This window comes from Lactococcus cremoris subsp. cremoris NBRC 100676 (genome assembly GCF_001591705.1).
GTDB lineage: Bacteria > Bacillota > Bacilli > Lactobacillales > Streptococcaceae > Lactococcus > Lactococcus cremoris.
Genome location: NZ_BCVK01000052.1, coordinates 1 through 19,235, shown reverse-complemented (window position 1 = coordinate 19,235; position 19,235 = coordinate 1). Strand labels below are relative to the sequence as shown.

Annotated in this window: 17 protein-coding genes and 1 pseudogene; 15 read left to right on the top strand and 3 right to left on the bottom strand. The window is 35.7% G+C overall.

Going from position 1 to position 19,235, the window contains the following annotated elements; all coding sequences use genetic code 11:
• Positions 1–134: IS3 family transposase (locus LLA01S_RS12190; protein WP_145995562.1), on the top strand; the 134-nt coding region annotated here is incomplete at its 5' end.
• Positions 135–237: 103 nt separating this feature from the next.
• Here the strand turns inward: LLA01S_RS12190 and LLA01S_RS09440 are convergent.
• Entirely contained in the window at positions 238–1,059 is an 822-nt protein-coding gene (locus tag LLA01S_RS09440) for an SP_1767 family glycosyltransferase (RefSeq protein WP_061778219.1), read from the bottom strand.
• Positions 1,060–1,373: 314 nt separating this feature from the next.
• On the opposite strand from LLA01S_RS09440, the gene pepV reads away from it, so the two are divergent.
• The 11 genes and pseudogenes from pepV to LLA01S_RS09385 all read left to right on the top strand — a co-directional run bounded on the left by pepV (position 1,374) and on the right by LLA01S_RS09385 (position 13,275).
• Positions 1,374–2,792, top strand: a complete 1,419-nt coding sequence (pepV, locus tag LLA01S_RS09435) for a dipeptidase PepV (protein ID WP_014572862.1) — start codon at positions 1,374–1,376, stop codon at positions 2,790–2,792.
• A gap of 128 nt (positions 2,793–2,920) precedes the next feature.
• A complete protein-coding gene (acpS, locus tag LLA01S_RS09430) occupies positions 2,921–3,304 on the top strand; it encodes a holo-ACP synthase (RefSeq protein ID WP_061778218.1) in 384 nt (127 codons plus the stop codon).
• A gap of 20 nt (positions 3,305–3,324) precedes the next feature.
• Positions 3,325–4,428, top strand: coding sequence for an alanine racemase (gene alr, locus LLA01S_RS09425; RefSeq protein WP_011675804.1), 1,104 nt, complete (start codon positions 3,325–3,327; stop codon positions 4,426–4,428).
• Between the two features lie 159 nt (positions 4,429–4,587).
• Positions 4,588–5,016 carry a Spx/MgsR family RNA polymerase-binding regulatory protein gene (locus LLA01S_RS09420; RefSeq protein WP_061778217.1) on the top strand — a complete coding sequence of 143 codons (429 nt, stop codon included), beginning with the start codon at positions 4,588–4,590 and terminating at the stop codon, positions 5,014–5,016.
• Between the two features lie 138 nt (positions 5,017–5,154).
• Complete coding sequence (locus LLA01S_RS09415; protein ID WP_011675806.1) at positions 5,155–6,462, top strand: dihydrolipoyl dehydrogenase family protein; 1,308 nt, start codon at positions 5,155–5,157, stop codon at positions 6,460–6,462.
• A gap of 128 nt (positions 6,463–6,590) precedes the next feature.
• Entirely contained in the window at positions 6,591–7,508 is a 918-nt protein-coding gene (locus LLA01S_RS09410) for an ABC transporter ATP-binding protein (protein ID WP_011675807.1), read from the top strand.
• Positions 7,505–9,007: an ABC transporter permease/substrate-binding protein gene (locus LLA01S_RS09405; RefSeq protein ID WP_011835503.1), complete on the top strand. Its 1,503-nt coding sequence runs from the start codon at positions 7,505–7,507 to the stop codon at positions 9,005–9,007. The genes LLA01S_RS09410 and LLA01S_RS09405 overlap by 4 nt, the downstream gene beginning before the upstream one ends.
• A 261-nt stretch (positions 9,008–9,268) precedes the next feature.
• Positions 9,269–11,804 (top strand): annotated as a pseudogene (locus tag LLA01S_RS09400) (cell wall anchor protein).
• Positions 11,791–12,294, top strand: a complete 504-nt coding sequence (locus LLA01S_RS09395) for a hypothetical protein (protein ID WP_061778216.1) — start codon at positions 11,791–11,793, stop codon at positions 12,292–12,294. The pseudogene LLA01S_RS09400 and the gene LLA01S_RS09395 overlap by 14 nt, the downstream one beginning before the upstream one ends.
• A gap of 9 nt (positions 12,295–12,303) precedes the next feature.
• Complete coding sequence (locus tag LLA01S_RS09390) at positions 12,304–12,681, top strand: hypothetical protein (protein ID WP_021165395.1); 378 nt, start codon at positions 12,304–12,306, stop codon at positions 12,679–12,681.
• Positions 12,682–12,696: 15 nt separating this feature from the next.
• Positions 12,697–13,275: a hypothetical protein gene (locus LLA01S_RS09385; protein ID WP_011675812.1), complete on the top strand. Its 579-nt coding sequence runs from the start codon at positions 12,697–12,699 to the stop codon at positions 13,273–13,275.
• On the opposite strand, the gene LLA01S_RS09380 is transcribed toward LLA01S_RS09385, so the two are convergent.
• Both LLA01S_RS09380 and LLA01S_RS09375 read right to left on the bottom strand, forming a co-directional pair.
• Positions 13,257–14,147 (bottom strand): IS982 family transposase, encoded by an 891-nt coding sequence (locus LLA01S_RS09380; RefSeq protein ID WP_061778215.1) that lies wholly within the window; start codon positions 14,145–14,147, stop codon positions 13,257–13,259. The genes LLA01S_RS09385 and LLA01S_RS09380 overlap by 19 nt on opposite strands.
• Positions 14,148–14,335: 188 nt before the next feature.
• A complete protein-coding gene (locus LLA01S_RS09375; RefSeq protein WP_061778214.1) occupies positions 14,336–16,378 on the bottom strand; it encodes a heavy metal translocating P-type ATPase in 2,043 nt (680 codons plus the stop codon).
• A gap of 188 nt (positions 16,379–16,566) precedes the next feature.
• On the opposite strand from LLA01S_RS09375, the gene LLA01S_RS09370 reads away from it, so the two are divergent.
• The 3 genes from LLA01S_RS09370 to LLA01S_RS09360 all read left to right on the top strand — a co-directional run bounded on the left by LLA01S_RS09370 (position 16,567) and on the right by LLA01S_RS09360 (position 19,090).
• Positions 16,567–17,424 carry a bifunctional methylenetetrahydrofolate dehydrogenase/methenyltetrahydrofolate cyclohydrolase gene (locus tag LLA01S_RS09370; protein WP_061778220.1) on the top strand — a complete coding sequence of 286 codons (858 nt, stop codon included), beginning with the start codon at positions 16,567–16,569 and terminating at the stop codon, positions 17,422–17,424.
• A 170-nt stretch (positions 17,425–17,594) separates the two neighbouring features.
• On the top strand, positions 17,595–18,848 hold the full coding sequence (gene xseA, locus LLA01S_RS09365; RefSeq protein WP_031286477.1) for an exodeoxyribonuclease VII large subunit: 1,254 nt from the start codon (positions 17,595–17,597) through the stop codon (positions 18,846–18,848).
• A 2-nt stretch (positions 18,849–18,850) separates the two neighbouring features.
• Complete coding sequence (locus tag LLA01S_RS09360) at positions 18,851–19,090, top strand: exodeoxyribonuclease VII small subunit (RefSeq protein ID WP_011675817.1); 240 nt, start codon at positions 18,851–18,853, stop codon at positions 19,088–19,090.
• The last annotated feature ends 145 nt before the right edge of the window (positions 19,091–19,235 follow it).

Genomic DNA, 19,235 nt, shown 5'->3' with positions numbered 1-19,235 from the left:
AATTTAAATATAAGAACTTTGAAGAAGCCTATCAGAGTATTTTCTGGTACATCGAAGCCTTTTATAATTCAAAACGAATCCATCAAAGTTTAGGGTATCTTACACCTAATCAATTTGAAAAGGTAAGTGCTTAAAATAAATAGATTAAAATTCTACGTTTGTTACTCTAAAAAATTGACTTAACGTCATGATTTCAAAAGTCTAGCTTTTTGGTATACATCATATAGATTTATCTTTTTATTCGATACGTCCAATGATACTATTTTCATAGTCATTGTCCTGAAGAAAAATGATATCTGTGTCATAATTATGTTCAGCGGTATGTTTATGTTGTAATTTTACTTTGTATGAGGCCCCCATTTGATACCACTCATATTCAGAATCAATATGTCCAATATCGATTGCTTGATAACCTTCTCGGGATAATTGGAATCCTAATACTTTTGCGGTAGGTCCTAGCATAAGTAATATAAGCTTTTCCATTCCAAAAGTTTTAATACTTTCTAAAATATCATTGTATTTTTGATAGGCATTGTGGGATGGGCAGATAATTCGAGAAATAGACTTAGCGTTTTGAAATAATGTATTTCCAACTCCAGAACGAGAAGAGGTCTCTTCAACGATTAGTATATCTTTTGCTTCCCATAAGCTTCTAACAGCCTCAAAAGATTCAGCAGCGCTACTTTTATCTTCAAGATCAATATATGGGCGAGAAATAAAAGTACTAGCATACCAATCAGATTTGTGAAGTTCTTGATAAAAATTGTGGTATCTTTCAAAATGGCCCTTCCAAAAATTCTGAGCAGAATTATTGTATCTCTCCAAATTTTGAAAAACATCGGGTAAAGCTACCAGGCACTTTTCGTCACTTTGTGTTTCTAAGATATTTTTGAGTTGTTTAGCAAGCTCTGGGCTGTAAGGTTGATAAGGGATACTGCTATGGTTAATTATGTCTATTTCCCCATCTCCAAAACGAACTAAAGATGATTTATTTTTTTTGATGAAATCAGCAGTTTCTATGATTGATCTAATCTTGATATCAGGTATATTATTTTCCACTATGTTCAATGATATTATGTTTATCCTCCTTATATATAATCTTTTTAAATAGTATTTTCAGAATAACATAATAACCTGTAACAAGGTAGGTAATTAAGATGCCAATAAAAGCTCGTTATTAGTGCAGTTTTTGAAACAATATAAAATGACTACCTAATAACTGTGATACTTATTTGAGTAAAATATTTTGAAGGGAAATTTACTGATGAAAGTGGTTAAGAAAAGTTACTTTAATTCATATTTATTAGTACTTATTGCACCATGTTGAGTAACTATGATACAATAGATAAATATACTACTTCAAGGAGAAGATTATGACAACTATTGATTTTAAAGCTGAAGTTGAAAAGCGTAAGGACGCTTTGATGGAAGATTTGTTTAGCCTTTTGCGCATTGATTCTGCAATGGATATGGAACATGCAGATGCTGAAAATCCATTTGGCCCTGGTCCAAGAAAAGCTTTGGATGCTTTCTTGAAAATTGCCGAACGTGATGGTTATACAACTAAAAATTATGATAACTATGTTGGACATTTTGAATATGAAAACGGAGCAAATGCTGATGCCGAAGTTCTCGGAATTATTGGTCACTTAGATGTTGTTCCTGCTGGTTCCGGTTGGGATTCAAATCCATTTGAGCCAGAAATCCGTAATGGGAATCTCTATGCTCGTGGTGCTTCTGATGATAAAGGACCAACAGTTGCATGTTACTATGCACTCAAAATTTTGAAAGAACTTAATCTTCCATTATCTAAAAAAATCCGTTTCATCGTTGGTACAAACGAAGAAACAGGTTGGGCAGATATGGATTACTACTTTGAGCACTGTGAATTGCCGTTGCCTGATTTTGGTTTCTCACCTGATGCTGAGTTCCCAATTATCAATGGTGAAAAAGGGAATATCACAGAATATCTCCATTTCTCAGGTAAAAATGCTGGTCAAGTTGTTCTTCACAGCTTTAAAGCAGGTCTTGCAGAAAATATGGTTCCAGAATCAGCAACTGCAGTGATTTCAGGTGCTAAAGATTTAGAAGCTGCACTTGAAAAATTTGTAGCTGAACATGCAAGCAAAAATCTTCGTTTTGACCTTGAAGAGGCTGATGGAAAAGCAACAATTACGCTTTATGGTAAATCAGCGCATGGTGCGATGCCAGAAAAAGGGATTAATGGAGCAACTTATCTTACTTTGTTCTTGAATCAATTTGACTTTGCTGACGGTGCTGCTGCCTTCATTAAAGTTGGGGCTGAAAAACTTCTTGAAGATCATGAAGGTGAAAAATTAGGTACAGCTTTTGTTGATGAATTGATGGGAAATACCTCAATGAATGCTGGTGTTTGGTCATTTGATGAAAATGGTGAAGGTAAAATCGCCCTCAATTTCCGTTTCCCACAAGGGAACAGCCCAGAGCGTATGCAAGAAATTCTTGCTAAACTTGATGGGGTTGTTGAAGTTGAACTTTCAAAACACCTCCACACACCTCACTATGTTCCAATGTCAGACCCACTTGTATCAACATTGATTGATGTTTATGAAAAACACACTGGTCTTAAAGGATATGAAACAATCATTGGTGGTGGAACTTTCGGTCGTCTGTTGGAACGTGGTGTTGCTTATGGAGCAATGTTTGAAGGAGAACCAGATTCAATGCACCAAGCGAATGAAATGAAACCTGTTGAAAATATCTACAAAGCGGCAGTGATTTATGCTGAAGCAATTTATGAACTTGCAAAATAAGTTATAAAAATTTAGAGATTCTCTCTTTTAAGAAAATTTATAACTAAAAAAAATTTGTTTTCAAAAGGTGAAAAATCTGGCAGTCTTTGCCAGATTTTAGCCTTTATTCTAGAAATAGAGGTGAAAGGATGGTTTTTGGGACAGGTGTTGATAATGTTGAACTTTCTCGAATTCAAAAAGCATTAACACGCTCAGAGCGTTTTGTGGAACAAGTTCTTACAACAATGGAGCTAGAAAAGTACAATAATTTTCAATCCACTGCTCGTAAAACAGAATTTCTCGCTGGACGCTGGGCGGCAAAGGAGGCTTTTTCTAAGGCTTATGGTACCGGATTTGGTAAAGCTTTAGGAATGCATGATCTTGAAATAAAAAATGATGAATTGGGAAAACCTTATTTTTCAAAACATCCTTTTGAGGGTCAAGTTCATTTATCTATTTCGCATAGTAATTTAGAAGCAGTTGCTTTTGTTGTTTTAGAAAAAAAATTAAGAAGTAATAAAAATTTTACTTAAACTAGAGAAAGGTTTAAAAGATGAAAACTTCACCACATCGTAATACTTCAGCTATTGTTGATTTAAAAGCGATTAGAAATAATATTGAAAAATTTAAAAAGCATATTAACCCTAATGCAGAGATTTGGCCAGCAGTGAAAGCAGATGCTTATGGTCATGGCTCGGTTGAGGTTTCTAAAGCGGTGAGCGATTTGGTAGGTGGTTTTTGTGTATCAAACCTAGATGAGGCAATTGAATTACGAAATCATCTGGTGACTAAACCGATTTTAGTTTTATCCGGAATTGTTCCAGAAGATGTTGATATTGCAGCTGCCCTTAATATTAGTCTTACTGCCCCGAGTTTAGAATGGTTGAAATTGGTTGTTCAAGAAGAAGCAGAACTTTCAGATTTAAAAATTCATATTGGTGTAGATTCTGGTATGGGTCGGATTGGTATTCGTGATGTTGAAGAAGCTAATCAGATGATTGAACTTGCTGATAAATATGCGATTAATTTTGAAGGAATTTTCACTCATTTTGCGACTGCGGATATGGCTGATGAAACAAAATTTAAAAATCAACAGGCAAGATTTAACAAAATTATGGCCGGATTATCACGTCAACCAAAATTTATACACTCAACTAATACGGCCGCTGCTTTATGGCATAAGGAACAAGTTCAAGCTATTGAACGTTTAGGGATTTCAATGTATGGCTTGAATCCAAGTGGTAAAACTTTGGAACTTCCTTTTGAAATTGAACCCGCTCTCTCTTTAGTTTCTGAATTGACTCATATAAAAAAAATAGCTGCAGGTGAAACGGTTGGTTATGGTGCAACTTATGAGACGAGTGAAGAAACTTGGATTGGAACTGTTCCAATTGGTTACGCTGACGGGTGGACCCGTCAAATGCAAGGTTTCAAAGTGCTTGTTGATGGAAAGTTTTGTGAGATTGTTGGTCGAGTTTGTATGGATCAAATGATGATAAAACTTGATAAGTCTTACCCTTTGGGAACGAAGGTCACTTTGATTGGTCGAGATAAGGCTAATGAAATCACGACAACAGACGTTGCTGATTGGCGTGGAACGATTAATTATGAAGTGCTTTGCTTACTTTCTGATAGAATCAAAAGAATCTATAAATAAAATTAAAAAAACTGTATTTTTACATTTTTTTGTTTTCTGTTAAAAGCAGATGATAACCTCATTTTTATCTCATAAAAGCCTTTACAAATTATCTTTTTATGGTAGAATATAATTAAGAGATAAATGAGAATGTGATAAGAAATAGATGAGGTGAACACTATGATAAAAATCTACACGGTAGCATCTTGCAGCTCTTGTAAAAAAGCGAAAGAATGGTTGGAAAAACATCAACTTGCCTATCAGGAAATAAATTTAGTTACAAATCATATTGGAAGAGAGGATTTATTAGAAATATTATCCCTAACAGAAGGTGGGACAGTAGATATTATTTATAAGAGGAGTCAAGCTTACGAACGTTTAAATATTGATTTTGAATCAATTAAATTAAATGATTTAGTTGAGCTGATTGAAATGAATCCAACAATCTTACGTCGTCCATTGATTATTGATAATAAACGGCTGCAAGTCGGCTATAATGACGATGAAATCAGAAAATTTTTGCCTAGAAAAATGAGAAAAATCCAAATTGAAGCAGCTACAGAGCGCTTATATCAATTTGATTTGGAAGAACAATTTCAAGAAGGATAATTCAGTAGTAATTACTACTGAATTTTTTTATATTAAAGGCTAAATAGTTTGATATTTTGGAGAAAAAAAGTAGAATTAATCTAAAGCCTTGTAAGTTATTACATTAAAAGTTTAATTTGAAAATTAGAAGGAGAAAGATTGTTTGATTATATTATTATTGGAGCAGGACCTGGGGGACTTGGCTTAGCTTATCGCCTTAAAACGAAAGATAATAAAATTGCAATGATTGAAAATGATAAGTGGGGTGGAACTTGTCCAAATTATGGTTGTGACCCAACTAAAATGATGATGGCAGTGATTGAGGCTAAAAGTCATGTTGAACATTTAAAAGGTCAAGGAATTTCGGGTGATTTAAAGATTGATTGGAAAGGTTTGCGAAGTCGTAAGTTAAATATTACCGATCCTTACGAAAAATCGACTTTTGAAGGGTTAAAAAATGCTGATATTGAAACGATATATGGTAGCGCAAGTTTTACTGAGCAAGGAGAACTGCAAGTTGCAGGAGAGATTTATCAGGCCAAAACTTATATTATTGCGACAGGAAGTCGTCCACGTCGTCTAGAACTTGATGGTGACGAATTTCTAAAAACAAGTAATGATTTTTTAGCTCTTGAAGAATTACCTGCTAAGATTAGTTTCATGGGGAGTGGGCCAATATCATTAGAATTAGCTCAAATTGCTAAAGCTGCTGGAAGTGATGTAACGATTATTTCTCGTAAGAAAAGTAATGTTGCTCATTTTGATGAAGAAATGGGACAAGAATTTATCAATTACCTCAAAAATCAGGGCATTAATTTTATTGAAAATATTTCTGTAAGCAAAGTTGAAAAATTTACTGACGGTTTTTTGTTGACTGATGGAGCTGGTTTTGAACATAAAACGGATTTAGTGATTGCCGGAGTTGGTCGTCAGCCAAATAGCGATCAGCTTAATTTAGATAAAGTTGGCGTTGAAACAGACCACAAAGGGATTAAAGTAAACGACTATCTACAAACAAGCAATCCTAAAATTTATGCCATGGGAGATGTCCTCTCTAAAGCGGAGCCTCATTTAACTCCTGTTTCTTCATTTGAAGGAAATTATTTGGGTCAAAATTTGCCAAATGCTAATAAAGTACCAATCCATTATCCACAGATTCCGACAATTATTTTTGGAACGGCAAAATTAGCTGAGGTGGGGATTTTGACAGGGACTGGAATTCGCACAAAAAGTTTGAATTTAAAATCTTGGTATACTTATAAGAGAATTAATGACCCCTTAGCAAAACTAAAAGTTGCCATCAATGAAAATCAAGAAATTGTCGGTGCTTCAACAGTAAGTTCAGTAGCTGATGAAGTGATTAATTTAATCAGTATTTTAATTCAACAAAAAATGACATTGGCTGATGTTGAAAAAATGATTTTTACTTATCCAACAGTAGCTAGTGACTTAGAATATTTTTACTGACAGTTTGCTTGGCTGATGTGTAACATTATAATAGAAGAAACCATAAGTCAAAGCTGAAGAAAATTTTTTACTGACAGAATATATTTTCAAGTGGTCAGTAAATTTTAATGATAGAAATGAGGACATTCATGATTGAATTCCAGAATGTGTCCAAGGCTTTCGCTAGTAAAAAAATTCTTGATCATGCTAATTTTACTATTAAAGACCAAGAGTTTTTTGTGCTAGTAGGGCCGAGTGGAAGTGGAAAAACGACCACTTTAAAGATGATTAATCAATTAGTCACTCACAGTGAGGGGAAAATTTTAATCAACAATGAAGAAGTAAGTACAACAAATCTGAGGAAATTAAGATTATCTGTGGGTTATGTCTTACAACAAATCGCTTTATTTCCCAATCTAACCGTTTCAGAGAACATTGCTTTGATTCCTGAAATGAAAGGTTGGGATAAAACAAAAATTACTGACAGAACCAATGAACTCCTAGATTTAGTTGGCCTGGATGCTAAAGATTATGCTCACCGCCAACCCAGTGAATTATCAGGAGGGGAGCAACAAAGGGTCGGAATTTTGCGGGCAATTGCCGCCAATCCTAAAATTGTTTTGATGGATGAGCCTTTTTCAGCACTTGACCCAATTTCACGTCGTCAGTTGCAAATATTTATTAAAGATTTACAAAAGAAAATGAATTTGACGATTGTCTTTGTTACTCATGATTTAGATGAAGCCTTATATTTGGCTGACCGTGTGGCCGTTATGAATGATGGCTTAATCCAGCAAATTGCTGAGCCGGCTGATATTTATCAACATCCAGCAAATGATTTCGTTAAAACATTTTTCAAAGAATATCATCAGAACTTATCAACGGTTTCTGTTGAAAATTTATTACTGACAGAGCTGTCAGTAAATCCAGAAGCACAAGAAGTTGCTGAAAATACAACGATATCTGAAATAATCAATCGTCTATCTGAAAAAGAAGTTTTGAAATACAGGGGCAAAAGCATCACCTCAGATGATATTATTTGTTATATTGCAGGAGGTGAAAAATGAGCCAATTAATTTCAACTTTTCAAAATCAGCAAGGACAATTTTGGCAGGCACTTTTGGAACATATTCAAATCTCACTCATTTCAATTTTTATTGCGATTTTGATTTCGATTCCCTTAGCCCTCTTACTTCGACGTTTTCCGAAAATTGCCGAACCGATTTTGCAAGTCACAGGAATTTTTCAAACCATTCCTAGTTTAGCTCTTTTGGGATTATTAATTCCATTTATCGGAATTGGAAGTTTACCAGCCATTGTTGCACTTGTTGTTTATGCGATTTTTCCAATTGTTCAAAATACATATACGGGTTTAGAGCAAATTGAACCTTCCTTGATTGAGGCCGCAACGGCATTTGGGATGAATCGCAGGGAACGACTGATGAAATTTGAACTCTCATTGGCAATGCCCTTTATCATGGCAGGAATTCGGACGAGTACAGTTATGGTCATTGGTACCGCGACACTCGCTGCCCTGATTGGCGCTGGAGGTTTAGGAAACTTTATTCTTCTTGGAATAAATATGAATGATGTTTCATTGATTTTGATTGGAGCCATTTCGTCAGCCTTGTTGGCGATCATTTTCAGTAGTCTTTTGAAATTTTTAGAGAAGGCAAAGATAAGAACAATTCTCATTAGTTTTTTCATTGGTTTACTCGTGTTGGGAGGTTCTTACTATCGCCCTCAAACTTCTGACCATCCACAAATTACAATTGCAGGTAAATTAGGAGCTGAACCTGATGTATTGATTAACATGTACAAGTTACTTATTGAGAAGGATAGTAATATTCGTGTCAATTTAAAATCAAATTTTGGTGATACGACTTTCCTCTATAATGCCTTAAAAGCAGGAAAAATTGATATCTATCCTGAATACACAGGGACGATTACTTCTACATTTTTAAAAGACCCAGTTAATTCTACTGACCCGGCTGTAGTTTGGCAAAAAGCAGAAGAAGGCATTAAAAAACTCAATCAATTTACCTACCTATCACCAATGAAATTTCAAGATACTTATGCTCTTGCTGTCAAATCTGATTTTGCTAAAGAACATCAGCTCACGAAAATTTCTGATTTGCCTAACGTTTCAGGATTAACTGCAGGTTTTGATGTTGAATTTGCTAATCGTTCAGATGGAAATATTGGCTTGAAAAAACTATATGGACTTGATTTAAATGTCAAAACCATGCAAAGTAGTCTGATTTATAATGCCTTAAACTCTGGGGCTGTGAATGTCGCTGAAGTATATTCTACTGACAGCCAAATTAAACAATATAATCTTACTGTTTTAAAAGATGATAAGAACCTTTTTCCACCTTATCAAGCAGCACCACTGATGAAAGAAAGTTTATTAAAAAAATATCCTGAACTCAAGAAGATTCTCAATAAACTGTCAGGAAAAATTACTGACCAAGAGATGATTGAGATGAACTATGATGTTAATGTTAAGCAGGAAGACGCTTCAAAAGTAGCAGAAAGATATTTAAAAGCTAAAGGATTAATTTAAAAGAAAAAGACCATTGTATAATGGTCTTTTTGATTTAGAGGAGGAGAAAATATAAATGCGCGAGTAAGAACACAACATAAGATATTTCAGCCTTCTATTGAAATAGATACCTACCACTTTTGGTAGGTTTTTTTGTATTCTAAAAGTCTTGTTTTTAAATTGAGTTAAAATCATTACTTTATATTTACCAAAGTTTCTAATTAAGCGTATAATATTAAACAATCAGAAAACAAAAAATATTCACTAAAAGGAGGTTTTACATTGGAAAATCAGAAAAAACGATTTCAGATGAAGTCACCAAGCAAATTTTGGTTGCTTAGCACTGGAATTCTTTTAAGTTTGTTAGTTACTAGTTTGCCTCTAGCAGTAAAAGCAGATGAAAATCTAGCTGTTTCACAAACAAACCAAGCTGAAGATGTCAACAATCCAACTGTAAATTCTTCCCTTGTCGTGTCTGATTCGACAACCGAAGGAAATACAGGAACTTCACAGGCAGAAATTCAAACTAAAGAGGTGACCTCGCAACCTTCACAGGCAAGCACAGCCCCAAGTCCAAGTACCAGTTCAGATTCACCAGCTTTGGCAAGTTCGGCTCAGGGTCCAATTGCCAATTCAGATTCATCTTCTTCAACCAGTTCAGATTCACCAGTTTTGGTAGGTTCGGCTCAGGGTCCAATTGCCAATTCAGATTCGTCTTCTTCAACCAGTTCAGCTCAGGTTCTAAATGCCAGTTCGGCTCAGGCTTTAAGTGTAGAAGCAAGCTCTAATTCATCAGAGACTGTAAGTTCGACCAGTTCAGGATCGAAAACAAACGCCTCGACTTCAAAAGTCCCAAGTGTTCCTCTTGATTCATCAAAAGCAAAAGTCACAATTGCATCAAGTCTTTCGACAAGTGGAACAGTTACCAATGCTACCCTAACAAATGGTTCAATTGCCAGTCAAGCTAATGGTCAAGACCCTGCAATCAAGCAGTATTGAAGCGACCGGTTCAGTCGCCAATGACATCACAGGGCCAGCCACGCTAGATGATATCAATATTACAATCAAAGCTAACAACCTTGTTCCCAATAATTTTCTGACTCCGGATGGGTTACATTGGTCTGCAAATACGCAGGTTATACCAATCAAAGGTCAAACAACAGGTCAAATTAGTGTTGAAAACTTTGGACAAACGGACGGTCCAACCATACCTGCGACCACTTATACTATGAATGCTGGAGATTCTGGACGAATTACCAATGTTGGAACAACCCTAGCCGGAACGAATCTAGATTTGATATACAAAGTCATCTCGACAGATGAATCAAGCTGGCAAGCCCCTGCAGAAAGTACGTCTGACTGTCCGATTGGATTGGCTTTTACAGGCGAGCAAAACATCGCTAACTCAGACGGAAACTCGATTGTTGCTCTTTATTTTGGGGCAAACAATGTCAATATTAACTATCAAATCGTCGCACATAATACAGACTTTCAAGTCCCGGTCCTCGCTTCGTTTATCACAACGGATATTGATATGGCACAAGGAGTCAAGACCAATCTTGCCAATCTCTTAACCGTCATTCCAAAGACAACCAACCTTGCGATAGACACTAATAGTATTATTTTTGATACCACAGCTCCTGACACCGATTTGAATGGACAGGCCAGCTTGCCTTATGGCGGTTATCTGGGTGTTGGTTTTCTGTCAAACTTTGACTATGATTTTTACAGTCCAGCGCCAGCTCGTAGTGGAAATTCTTATCAATATTCGCAAGGGGTTCGCTATGACCTCTTTGGTTCGGCCTTACAAGCACATTTGGCGACACAAGTCAGAGATGTTGTCTATCTCAACTACTATGATGCCGATGAAAACAATCGGCTCATTGTTCCGCAACACCAATTTATCTGGTTCCCAGGAATGACATGAACGGTTCCAGCCAGCAAATTCCCACATTATGCTTATGGTCAAGAAAGTCAGCACAGAAATGGGAACACAATAATAGTCGGTGATTATTATCATATCCAAAATACCGTCACTTATGATTACTATGGTACGGACGGTACCTATCTAGGACAAGAATCAACCACAGGCCTTTATGGGCATGCTTATTCAGTGAACGTCCCTTATAACTTTGGCAATTACTATATCGAAGATAGCACCACAGAGTCAGGCACTTATCCCAAAGATGATGAAACACTAGATGTTTACTACAAATATGTGCCACCAATTGTTTATTACAACACAAGTAATCCTTATGCGACGATTTACTATGCCAATGGCTATGAGTATGTGCCGAATTATATTCCACCTGTGGTTTATTATGCACCAACTTATGGTGATTACAGTTATGATGGAGGTTATTCATATTCTAGTGGCTATGGTTATTCATCAGGTGGATATAGTAGTTCTAACGGAGCTTACTATCCAAATTATGTTCCGAAATCTGCTTACTATTCTAAAGAAACGGACTTGGTTGCGGAGGATAATTATTCTTCAAGTACTCCAAAGAAAAAATCATCTGGTGGGGTCTTAGGGTGGTTATCAAACCAGTGGAATTTGGCAATGGAAAGTGAAAAACATTTTGATTGGGGAAGTACATCTAGTACTCTAACAACGCTCTTTGTTTTTGGTCTTGCAACTGCCCCGGGAGATGCTGCAGGAGTTGATGAGACCTATGTGAAATCATATGGTGGACAAGATAGTGTGAGACCAGAAGTGGGAGAAGGAATTGGAGAAAGCCTATCTGATTATGGAGAAGTTGAAGAAAATGACCGCGAAGAACGTGGAGAAGGAGAAACACCAAATGACCCAGAATAAAGAACCAGAAAGAAAACCAGAAAGAAAACCGATAGACCCAAAAGATTTAAATAAATTTGTTAATGGGCTTAATGATTATCGTGATAACTGGATGTCTGAAATTAATGGTAAAGACTATCTAACACCAAATCGAAAAATTGAGGAAAATAAAAAAAGTAAAAAAGAACAAAACAATAGTACGAAAGCTTTACAAAAAATTGAGGACCTTTTAAATGATTCGAATAAATCTGTCGATTCAGAGATGATTCTGCAAATAGCTAAAAAGAAATTAGAAAGTGGAGAGTTTAATTCAGAGGATGCAGAGGATTTTATTGTACATGATTTATTGTTATTGACTACAACACCGGGAAAACAAGGAATAACGAATAGGGAGAGAGATTATAGTAATAGTCGACGAAAAAGAGGCGGTATGAGAACAGCCTTGATTTCTGTAATTGGTACTATCATAATTTTTCTAGCATGGGCAATTAAAATGGGTTTCTTCAAATAGGAGGGAGAAATGAAATCAATTACTTCCAAACAAACAGCTTTTGTCGGAAATATTTTAACTACTGTTATGGTAGCATTTATGGGCACGATAAATATCATAAATAATTTGTATTCTTTCGCTGGCTATTCTCCTTTTGTAATAGCACTAATGGGAATAGTTGCAATGTCAGTTTACCCTGCATTAGAATGGGTGGCATATAGTCGTATTGGAAAAAGGGGAGGGAAATGGTGGAAATTATTTCTGCTTGTGATGGGGATATTATCTATATTTCATAGTTATAGTAGTTTAGGAAATATTTTAGTATTTTCATTTAGAATCATTATAGGAATTTGCTACATCTTTACATTTTTTCTAAAGGATACTAAGCTTTCAAGTAACAGTAACTAAGAAAGGAGGGAGCTAATGAGTCAAAATAAAGAGATTGAAAATTTGGATGATATTTTTTTAACTAAAGATAAAAATAAATCTAAAAAAAATAAAGAAAAAACGGCTGAAGAAAAAGCCAGAGAAACTGAGCAGATTGTGGCTAACCTTAAAGAAATGCAAGAGCGCGGGAAGAAGTGGAATGAAGAACATAAAAGTGAAGTTTATTATGATAGGCGAGGGCTAGTCAGATTTGAAAGTCTTACTAAGCAAAAACCAAGAACTATTAAAAGAGGAAGAAAGTATCAAGTATTTATGGAAAATATCGATAGCTATCTTGATTCTAATGAGATTAGATTAGAAATAAAAAAACTGCTTCAAGATACTAAAGATTATTTACTTCAAGGAATCTTTGATATTTTTGACGCTAATCGTTATCTTAGAGGTAATATTAATTTTCTAGTTCATCAAGGGAGTCAATTAAATGATTATGAACGAAAGATTCTTAAATCATTTAAAAATAAATCATATATAAAAAATATCATCACAATCATAAGCATCTGTGTGATAATATATTTAATACCCGAATTGCTAGTTGATTATTTAGCCATGACTTGATACCCGATAGAATATCTTAAAGTCTCTGGTTCCAGTGATTTAGCTGATTTTAACAGTAAAGAATACGCTAAAAGTATCATCTCTAATTTCAATTGAAAACCTTGAGGCGAACGACTTTTACAACGCTCAGCTCCTAGATTTGTCAAAAAAGAGAAAACTCGCTCAATCACTTTTCTACGTTTTGAAAAATTAGGGAAAAGGATTTTCTTTTGCTTTATGTTCTTCCTGACAGGTGTCATTAGATCAATTCCTTTTAATTCCAGCCTATCATGCAGTGACTGACCTAAATATCCCATATCTCCAAGGACTGTTGGGGTCCCAAATTGACTCAACACTTCCTCGGTCATTGAACTATCAGCCATTGAAGCAGGAGTAATTGTGTAGTCTATGACATAGCCTGATTCACTGACTAAAGCATGACATTTACATCCATAGAAGTACTGTCCCTTTGTAGCATTGTAGCCAACATTTGCATAATCTCCAAGAACTTTGCTTCTGAAATTACGAATAGGCTGACACAAAGGAATGGGGAAGCTGTCAATAATGGATACACTCATTCCTTCAACCTCTTTAAAGACGAGTGCTTGTCGAATGACTTGGATACTCGGTAAGAGGGCATTACAACGGCGGACAAAGCGATAATATTCTAGGAAATTAGGAAATAAACTTTGAGCAAGTTGGTGCTTAGCTTTAATCATTTCACTAAAATGCAGTACGCCCCATAGGTAACAAGCGATAACTAAGCAATCTGATGTTGCGAGATGGACGTTCTTTCGGTTTTGAACCTCAAGGGGAACCCTCGTTTGATAAAGCGTCTCAATGGTTGTCAGTAAATAAACAAAAACTTTTGGGAGTGTGCTATTATAAGTCATATAAGTCGTGCGCTTTCTAATGCTTAGTGGTTTAAGATTAGGATAGCACGACTTATTTATTTTCCAATGAAATTAACTAGCAATTCGGGTATTTAATGTTTAAGTATATTTAAATAATAAAAGGCTTCTATCAAATTTTCTTTTAATTATGGCTTGAAAAATAAAAAAATAGAAGAGCATATGCTCTTCTATTTTTTATCATACCTCAATCCCATCGCATTGATTGAAACAATCACAGTTGAGATTGACATAAGAACTGCTGCAATAAGAGGGTCAATATAAATCCCCGTAAATGGATAAAGGATACCTGCTGCGACAGGGATAGCAATAATATTATAACCTGCCCCAAACCAGAGGTTTTGCTTCATTTTATTAAGCATTCTTTTTGAGATATTTATCATATCTAAGACATCACTTGGATTGGAGTTAACTAGAACAACATCAGCAGTGTTAATGGCAACGGAAGTACCTGCGCCAATTGCAAAACCAATCGTAGCTGTTGCAAGTGCTGGTGAATCATTGACACCATCACCAATGAAGAGAACACCTGCTTTCTTCTGATATTCTTTCACAATCTCTGCTTTATCTTCAGGCTTTAATTCCGCTCTAAATTCAGGAATATTTAGTGCGGTAGCAATTTTTTGAGCAGTTTCCTTGTTATCTCCTGTTAACATGACGGGTGTGATTCCTTGAGCTAACAGGCCGTTTATAAAATCTTTGGCATCAGCTTTTGGAGTATCTCCTAAAGCGATGAACCCTAAAACCTTTTGTTGGTCATTGATTAAGAAGGATACAGTTAACCCAAGTTCTAAGTATTGGGCAATTTTTGATTCATCATAAGAAAGTTGATGTTCGCGAAGATATTTATAATTAACGATTTGATAAAAGTGTTGATTGACTTGACCTTTAATCCCAACCCCAGGGATATTTTCAATTGCTTCAACTTTTAGACTTTTCAGAGGTTGAGCTGCATTAACGATTGATTGAGCAATCGGATGAGTAGAACTTCCTTCAAGAGCTGCCATGATTTGTAGAATGTCCGTATCATCAGTAAAATCAATAACATTACGGACGACAAATTTACCATCAGTTAATGTGCCTGTTTTATCCATCAATGCATATTTAATCGTATTGATTTTTTCTAAAGAAGTTCTATTTTGAATAAGCAAGCCATTTTTAGCCGAAATACTGGTTAAGCGTGAAACGACAAGTGGAACCGCAAGGCCTAAAGCATGTGGACATGCAATCACAAAAACAGAAACCGCAAGAAGTAAGGCAAAACTAAAGTTAGAACTAATTGTCCAAAAAATTAATGAAAAGATACCGACAATAAGTGCAGCGTAGAAGAGGTATCCAGCCACCTTATCTGCCATATTTTCAAGATTAGATTTTTGGGATTGAGCTTTTTTGACTAGTTCGGAAACCTGATTAAGGAATGAATCCTTTCCAAGTGTTGTGACTTTCATTTCAAAAGGTTGATTTTGGTTCAGTGAACCACCATAAACAGAAGCATTCATTTTTTTGCTAATCGCCCGACTTTCGCCAGTAATCATAGATTCATCAATAAGGGCTTCACCTAAAATTATTCCGTCAGCAGGTATTTTCTCATTTTCTTTTACTAAAAGTAAATCACCAACTTTTAATTCGGAAAGTTCCACATCTTCACCATTTTTTAAGTGAGCTTTTTTAGGAACAAGACTTGCTAAGTCTTTTAATGCATCACCGGCACCCATGATTGCTTTCATTTCAATGAGGTGACCAATCAGCATAATGACAATTAAGGTTGCAAGTTCAAACCAGAAGTTCATTCCCATCTGTCCATTAAGACTCATGATTGTGGCATAGACTGAGTAAGCATAGGCAACGGTAATTCCCATTGTAATCAGCATCATCATGGCTGGCTTATGACTTTTTAGTTCGCCTTTAGCCCCGCTGAAAAAAGGAGTTCCAGAATAGAAGAAGATGATTGTTCCGAGAATGAGTTGGAGAATTTCACTACCGGGGAATTTAAGGATTGTAAATCCAGCAATTGGTGAAATGAGTAGAAGCGGAATCATTAGAACGATAGCAACTTTGAGCTTTTTACTCATATCGCCCATGTGCATCATGTGTCCACCATGATTCATCATGTCCATGTCGTGGCCATCAGTTTCCATCTGCATCATTTCGTGATCAAGATGAGGCTCGTTCATCATTTTTTCATGAGCGTCTGAATGAGTTTCATTTTTCATATTTTCCTCCCAAATGATTTAGTATGAGATTAGTCTTTCTATATTAAGTTTACGATTGTAAACCTAAAATGTCAAGGAATTATCTTTTTGAGAAAGCTGATGAAAAATTACGAACAATTAAAACTAAAGCTGACAAATCCAATTTGAGGAGTTGAGAGTTGAAAGTCGGCTTATGGTATAATAGTTTTATGAACTTGATAGATGGAAAAGCACTTGCAGCTAAAATGCAAGCTGAGTTGAAAGTTAAAGTCGATAAATTAAAAGAAGCAGGCAGCGTTCCTGGACTTGCTGTTATCCTTGTGGGTAAAGACCCAGCAAGTCAAATCTATGTCCGAAATAAAGCCCGTCAAGCAACGGCAATTGGTTTGAATTCTAGCGTAGTTCGTCTACCAGAAACAGTTTCAGAAAAAGAGCTTTTGGAGCTGATTGAACAATATAATCAATCAGAACAGTGGCATGGTATTTTGGTTCAATTACCTTTACCAAAACATATTTCTGAAGAAAAAGTTTTATTAGCAATTGACCCTGAAAAGGATGTAGATGGTTTTCACCCAATGAATATGGGGCGTTTGTGGTCTGGAAATCCGTTGATGATTCCTTCAACACCAGCTGGAATTATGGAGATGTTCCGTGAATATAATGTCGAACTTTCGGGAAAACGTGCGGTGGTGATTGGGCGTTCAAACATTGTTGGAAAACCAATGGCACAGTTACTGATGATGGCAGATGCGACGGTGACAATTGCTCATTCAAGAACAAAAAACTTACGAGAATTAACTAAAGAAGCGGATATATTAGTGGTAGCCATTGGTCGTGACCGGATGATTAAAGCGGATGATGTTAAAGATGGAGCAGTTGTCATTGATGTCGGCATGAATCGTGATGAAGACGGAAAATTGCATGGCGATGTTGATTTTGATGAAGTCAAAGAAGTTGCAAGTTTGATTACTCCTGTTCCTGGTGGAGTTGGTCCAATGACCATTACAATGTTGATGGAACAAACGGTGCGTGCGGCAACAAGAAAAATGAATGAAAATAGTAACTGATAAGAATAGATGAAAGAGTAATTAAGTTTATAAGCAAAGTTCTCCTCAATTATTGATAATAAATAATTGGTCAGGACATAAACTTTTTACTTTTTTTCGATTTTACAAAGTAGAGTAAAAATTGACAAGTTGTCAGTAAAATTAATTAGAGAAATATGAAGAGTGAGGGAATGACAGAATATTTATCAGTATCAACCTTAACAAAATATTTGAAAGCAAAATTTGAACGAGACCCTTATCTTGAGCGCGTGTATTTGACAGGGGAAATTTCAAATTTTAGAAGAAGACCTAATCATCAGTATTTTGCTCTTAAAGATGAAGGGGCTGTGATTCAAGCGACGATGTGGGCAGGGCAATTTCGTAAGTTGGATTTTGAATTGGAAGAAGGGATGAAAGTACTTGCGATTGGACGTATTAGCATTTATCCCCCTTCTGGGTCATATTCTATAAATATTGAGAGTTTAGTTCCTGATGGAGTTGGAGCGCTTGCCCTTAAGTTTGAACAATTGAAGAAAAAATTAGCGGCAGAAGGACTTTTTGACCAACGTTGGAAACAAAATCTACCACAATTTTCCAAAAAAATTGCGGTGGCCACGAGTCCATCAGGAGCAGTGATCAGAGATATTATTACAACCGTTCAACGCCGTTTTCCAATGAGTCAAATTGTCTTATATCCGACTAAAGTTCAAGGAGCTGGCGCGGCCGAAGAAATTTCTGGAAATATCCGACGCGCCAATGAACGTGGCGATTTTGATGTGATGATTATTGGTCGGGGCGGCGGCTCTATCGAGGATTTATGGGGATTTAATGAAGAGATTGTTGTTCGAGCAATTTTTGAATCACGTATTCCAATTATTTCATCAGTTGGACACGAAACTGATGTGACCTTGGCCGATTTTGTAGCTGATAGTCGCGCTGCTACACCAACTACCGCCGCTGAATTAGCCACACCAAATACAAAAATTGACTTAATCAATTGGGCAAATGAGCAAGAAAGTCGTCTTTTTAATCGTTTAACTCATTTGATTAAAATTCGTAGAGAGCGACTTGAAAAATTAAGTCAGTCAGTGGTGTTTAGACAACCTGAACGCCTTTACGATGGACATGTACAAAAACTTGACCGATTGTGCGAACGATTGACAGTACTGACAGAAAATAAAGTTGCAAATATGAAGCACCGTTATGAGCTGTCAGCAAATAGATTGATTCCAACCTATAGTAAAATTGTTGAAAGTAAAAAAAATAAGACCGAGCAACTCTATCAGTCTTTGCTTTTATTAGATATTTCAAAAATAAAAGCGCGTGGTTTTTCCCTAATTACTGACGAAAATGGAAAAATCATTAAATCCGTAAGCGATGTAAAAAAAGGTCAGGCACTTGATGTGGAATTAACTGACGGACAAGTAAAAGTGGAGGTAAAATAAAAATGGCAACAAAAAAAGAAGAAGTAAAATTTGAAGATAATTTAGCAGAATTAGAAAATATCGTACGTAAGTTAGAATCTGGTGATGTTGCGTTGGAAGATGCAATTGCTGAATTTCAAAAAGGAATGAAAATTTCTGAGACATTGAAAAAAACACTCAATGAAGCCGAACAAACTTTAGTCCAAATCGTCGGTAAAGATGATAATGAAAGTGAATTTTCAGCTGAACAAAAAGAATATTAATAAGTGAAATTTGAATAAAAAGCTTTTGATTTGTCAAGAGTCTTTTTATTTTGTTTAAATAAAAGATTTTGCGGTTAAAATAGGTCAAAAATTCAAAGATAAAAAAGATTTATTATATACTAATATTAGATAGAATACTCGAATT

What these genes read in the sequence shown, in the direction of transcription:
- pepV (WP_014572862.1), top strand. Translation starts at nt 1,374, where the DNA reads ATGACAACTATTGATTTTAAAGCTGAAGTTGAAAAGCGTAAGGACGCT.
- acpS (WP_061778218.1), top strand. Translation starts at nt 2,921, where the DNA reads ATGGTTTTTGGGACAGGTGTTGATAATGTTGAACTTTCTCGAATTCAA.
- alr (WP_011675804.1), top strand. Translation starts at nt 3,325, where the DNA reads ATGAAAACTTCACCACATCGTAATACTTCAGCTATTGTTGATTTAAAA.
- LLA01S_RS09420 (WP_061778217.1), top strand. Translation starts at nt 4,588, where the DNA reads ATGATAAAAATCTACACGGTAGCATCTTGCAGCTCTTGTAAAAAAGCG.
- LLA01S_RS09410 (WP_011675807.1), top strand. Translation starts at nt 6,591, where the DNA reads ATGATTGAATTCCAGAATGTGTCCAAGGCTTTCGCTAGTAAAAAAATT.
- LLA01S_RS09405 (WP_011835503.1), top strand. Translation starts at nt 7,505, where the DNA reads ATGAGCCAATTAATTTCAACTTTTCAAAATCAGCAAGGACAATTTTGG.
- LLA01S_RS09395 (WP_061778216.1), top strand. Translation starts at nt 11,791, where the DNA reads ATGACCCAGAATAAAGAACCAGAAAGAAAACCAGAAAGAAAACCGATA.
- LLA01S_RS09390 (WP_021165395.1), top strand. Translation starts at nt 12,304, where the DNA reads ATGAAATCAATTACTTCCAAACAAACAGCTTTTGTCGGAAATATTTTA.
- LLA01S_RS09385 (WP_011675812.1), top strand. Translation starts at nt 12,697, where the DNA reads ATGAGTCAAAATAAAGAGATTGAAAATTTGGATGATATTTTTTTAACT.
- LLA01S_RS09380 (WP_061778215.1), bottom strand. Translation starts at nt 14,147, where the DNA reads ATGACTTATAATAGCACACTCCCAAAAGTTTTTGTTTATTTACTGACA.
- LLA01S_RS09375 (WP_061778214.1), bottom strand. Translation starts at nt 16,378, where the DNA reads ATGAAAAATGAAACTCATTCAGACGCTCATGAAAAAATGATGAACGAG.
- LLA01S_RS09370 (WP_061778220.1), top strand. Translation starts at nt 16,567, where the DNA reads ATGAACTTGATAGATGGAAAAGCACTTGCAGCTAAAATGCAAGCTGAG.
- xseA (WP_031286477.1), top strand. Translation starts at nt 17,595, where the DNA reads ATGACAGAATATTTATCAGTATCAACCTTAACAAAATATTTGAAAGCA.
- LLA01S_RS09360 (WP_011675817.1), top strand. Translation starts at nt 18,851, where the DNA reads ATGGCAACAAAAAAAGAAGAAGTAAAATTTGAAGATAATTTAGCAGAA.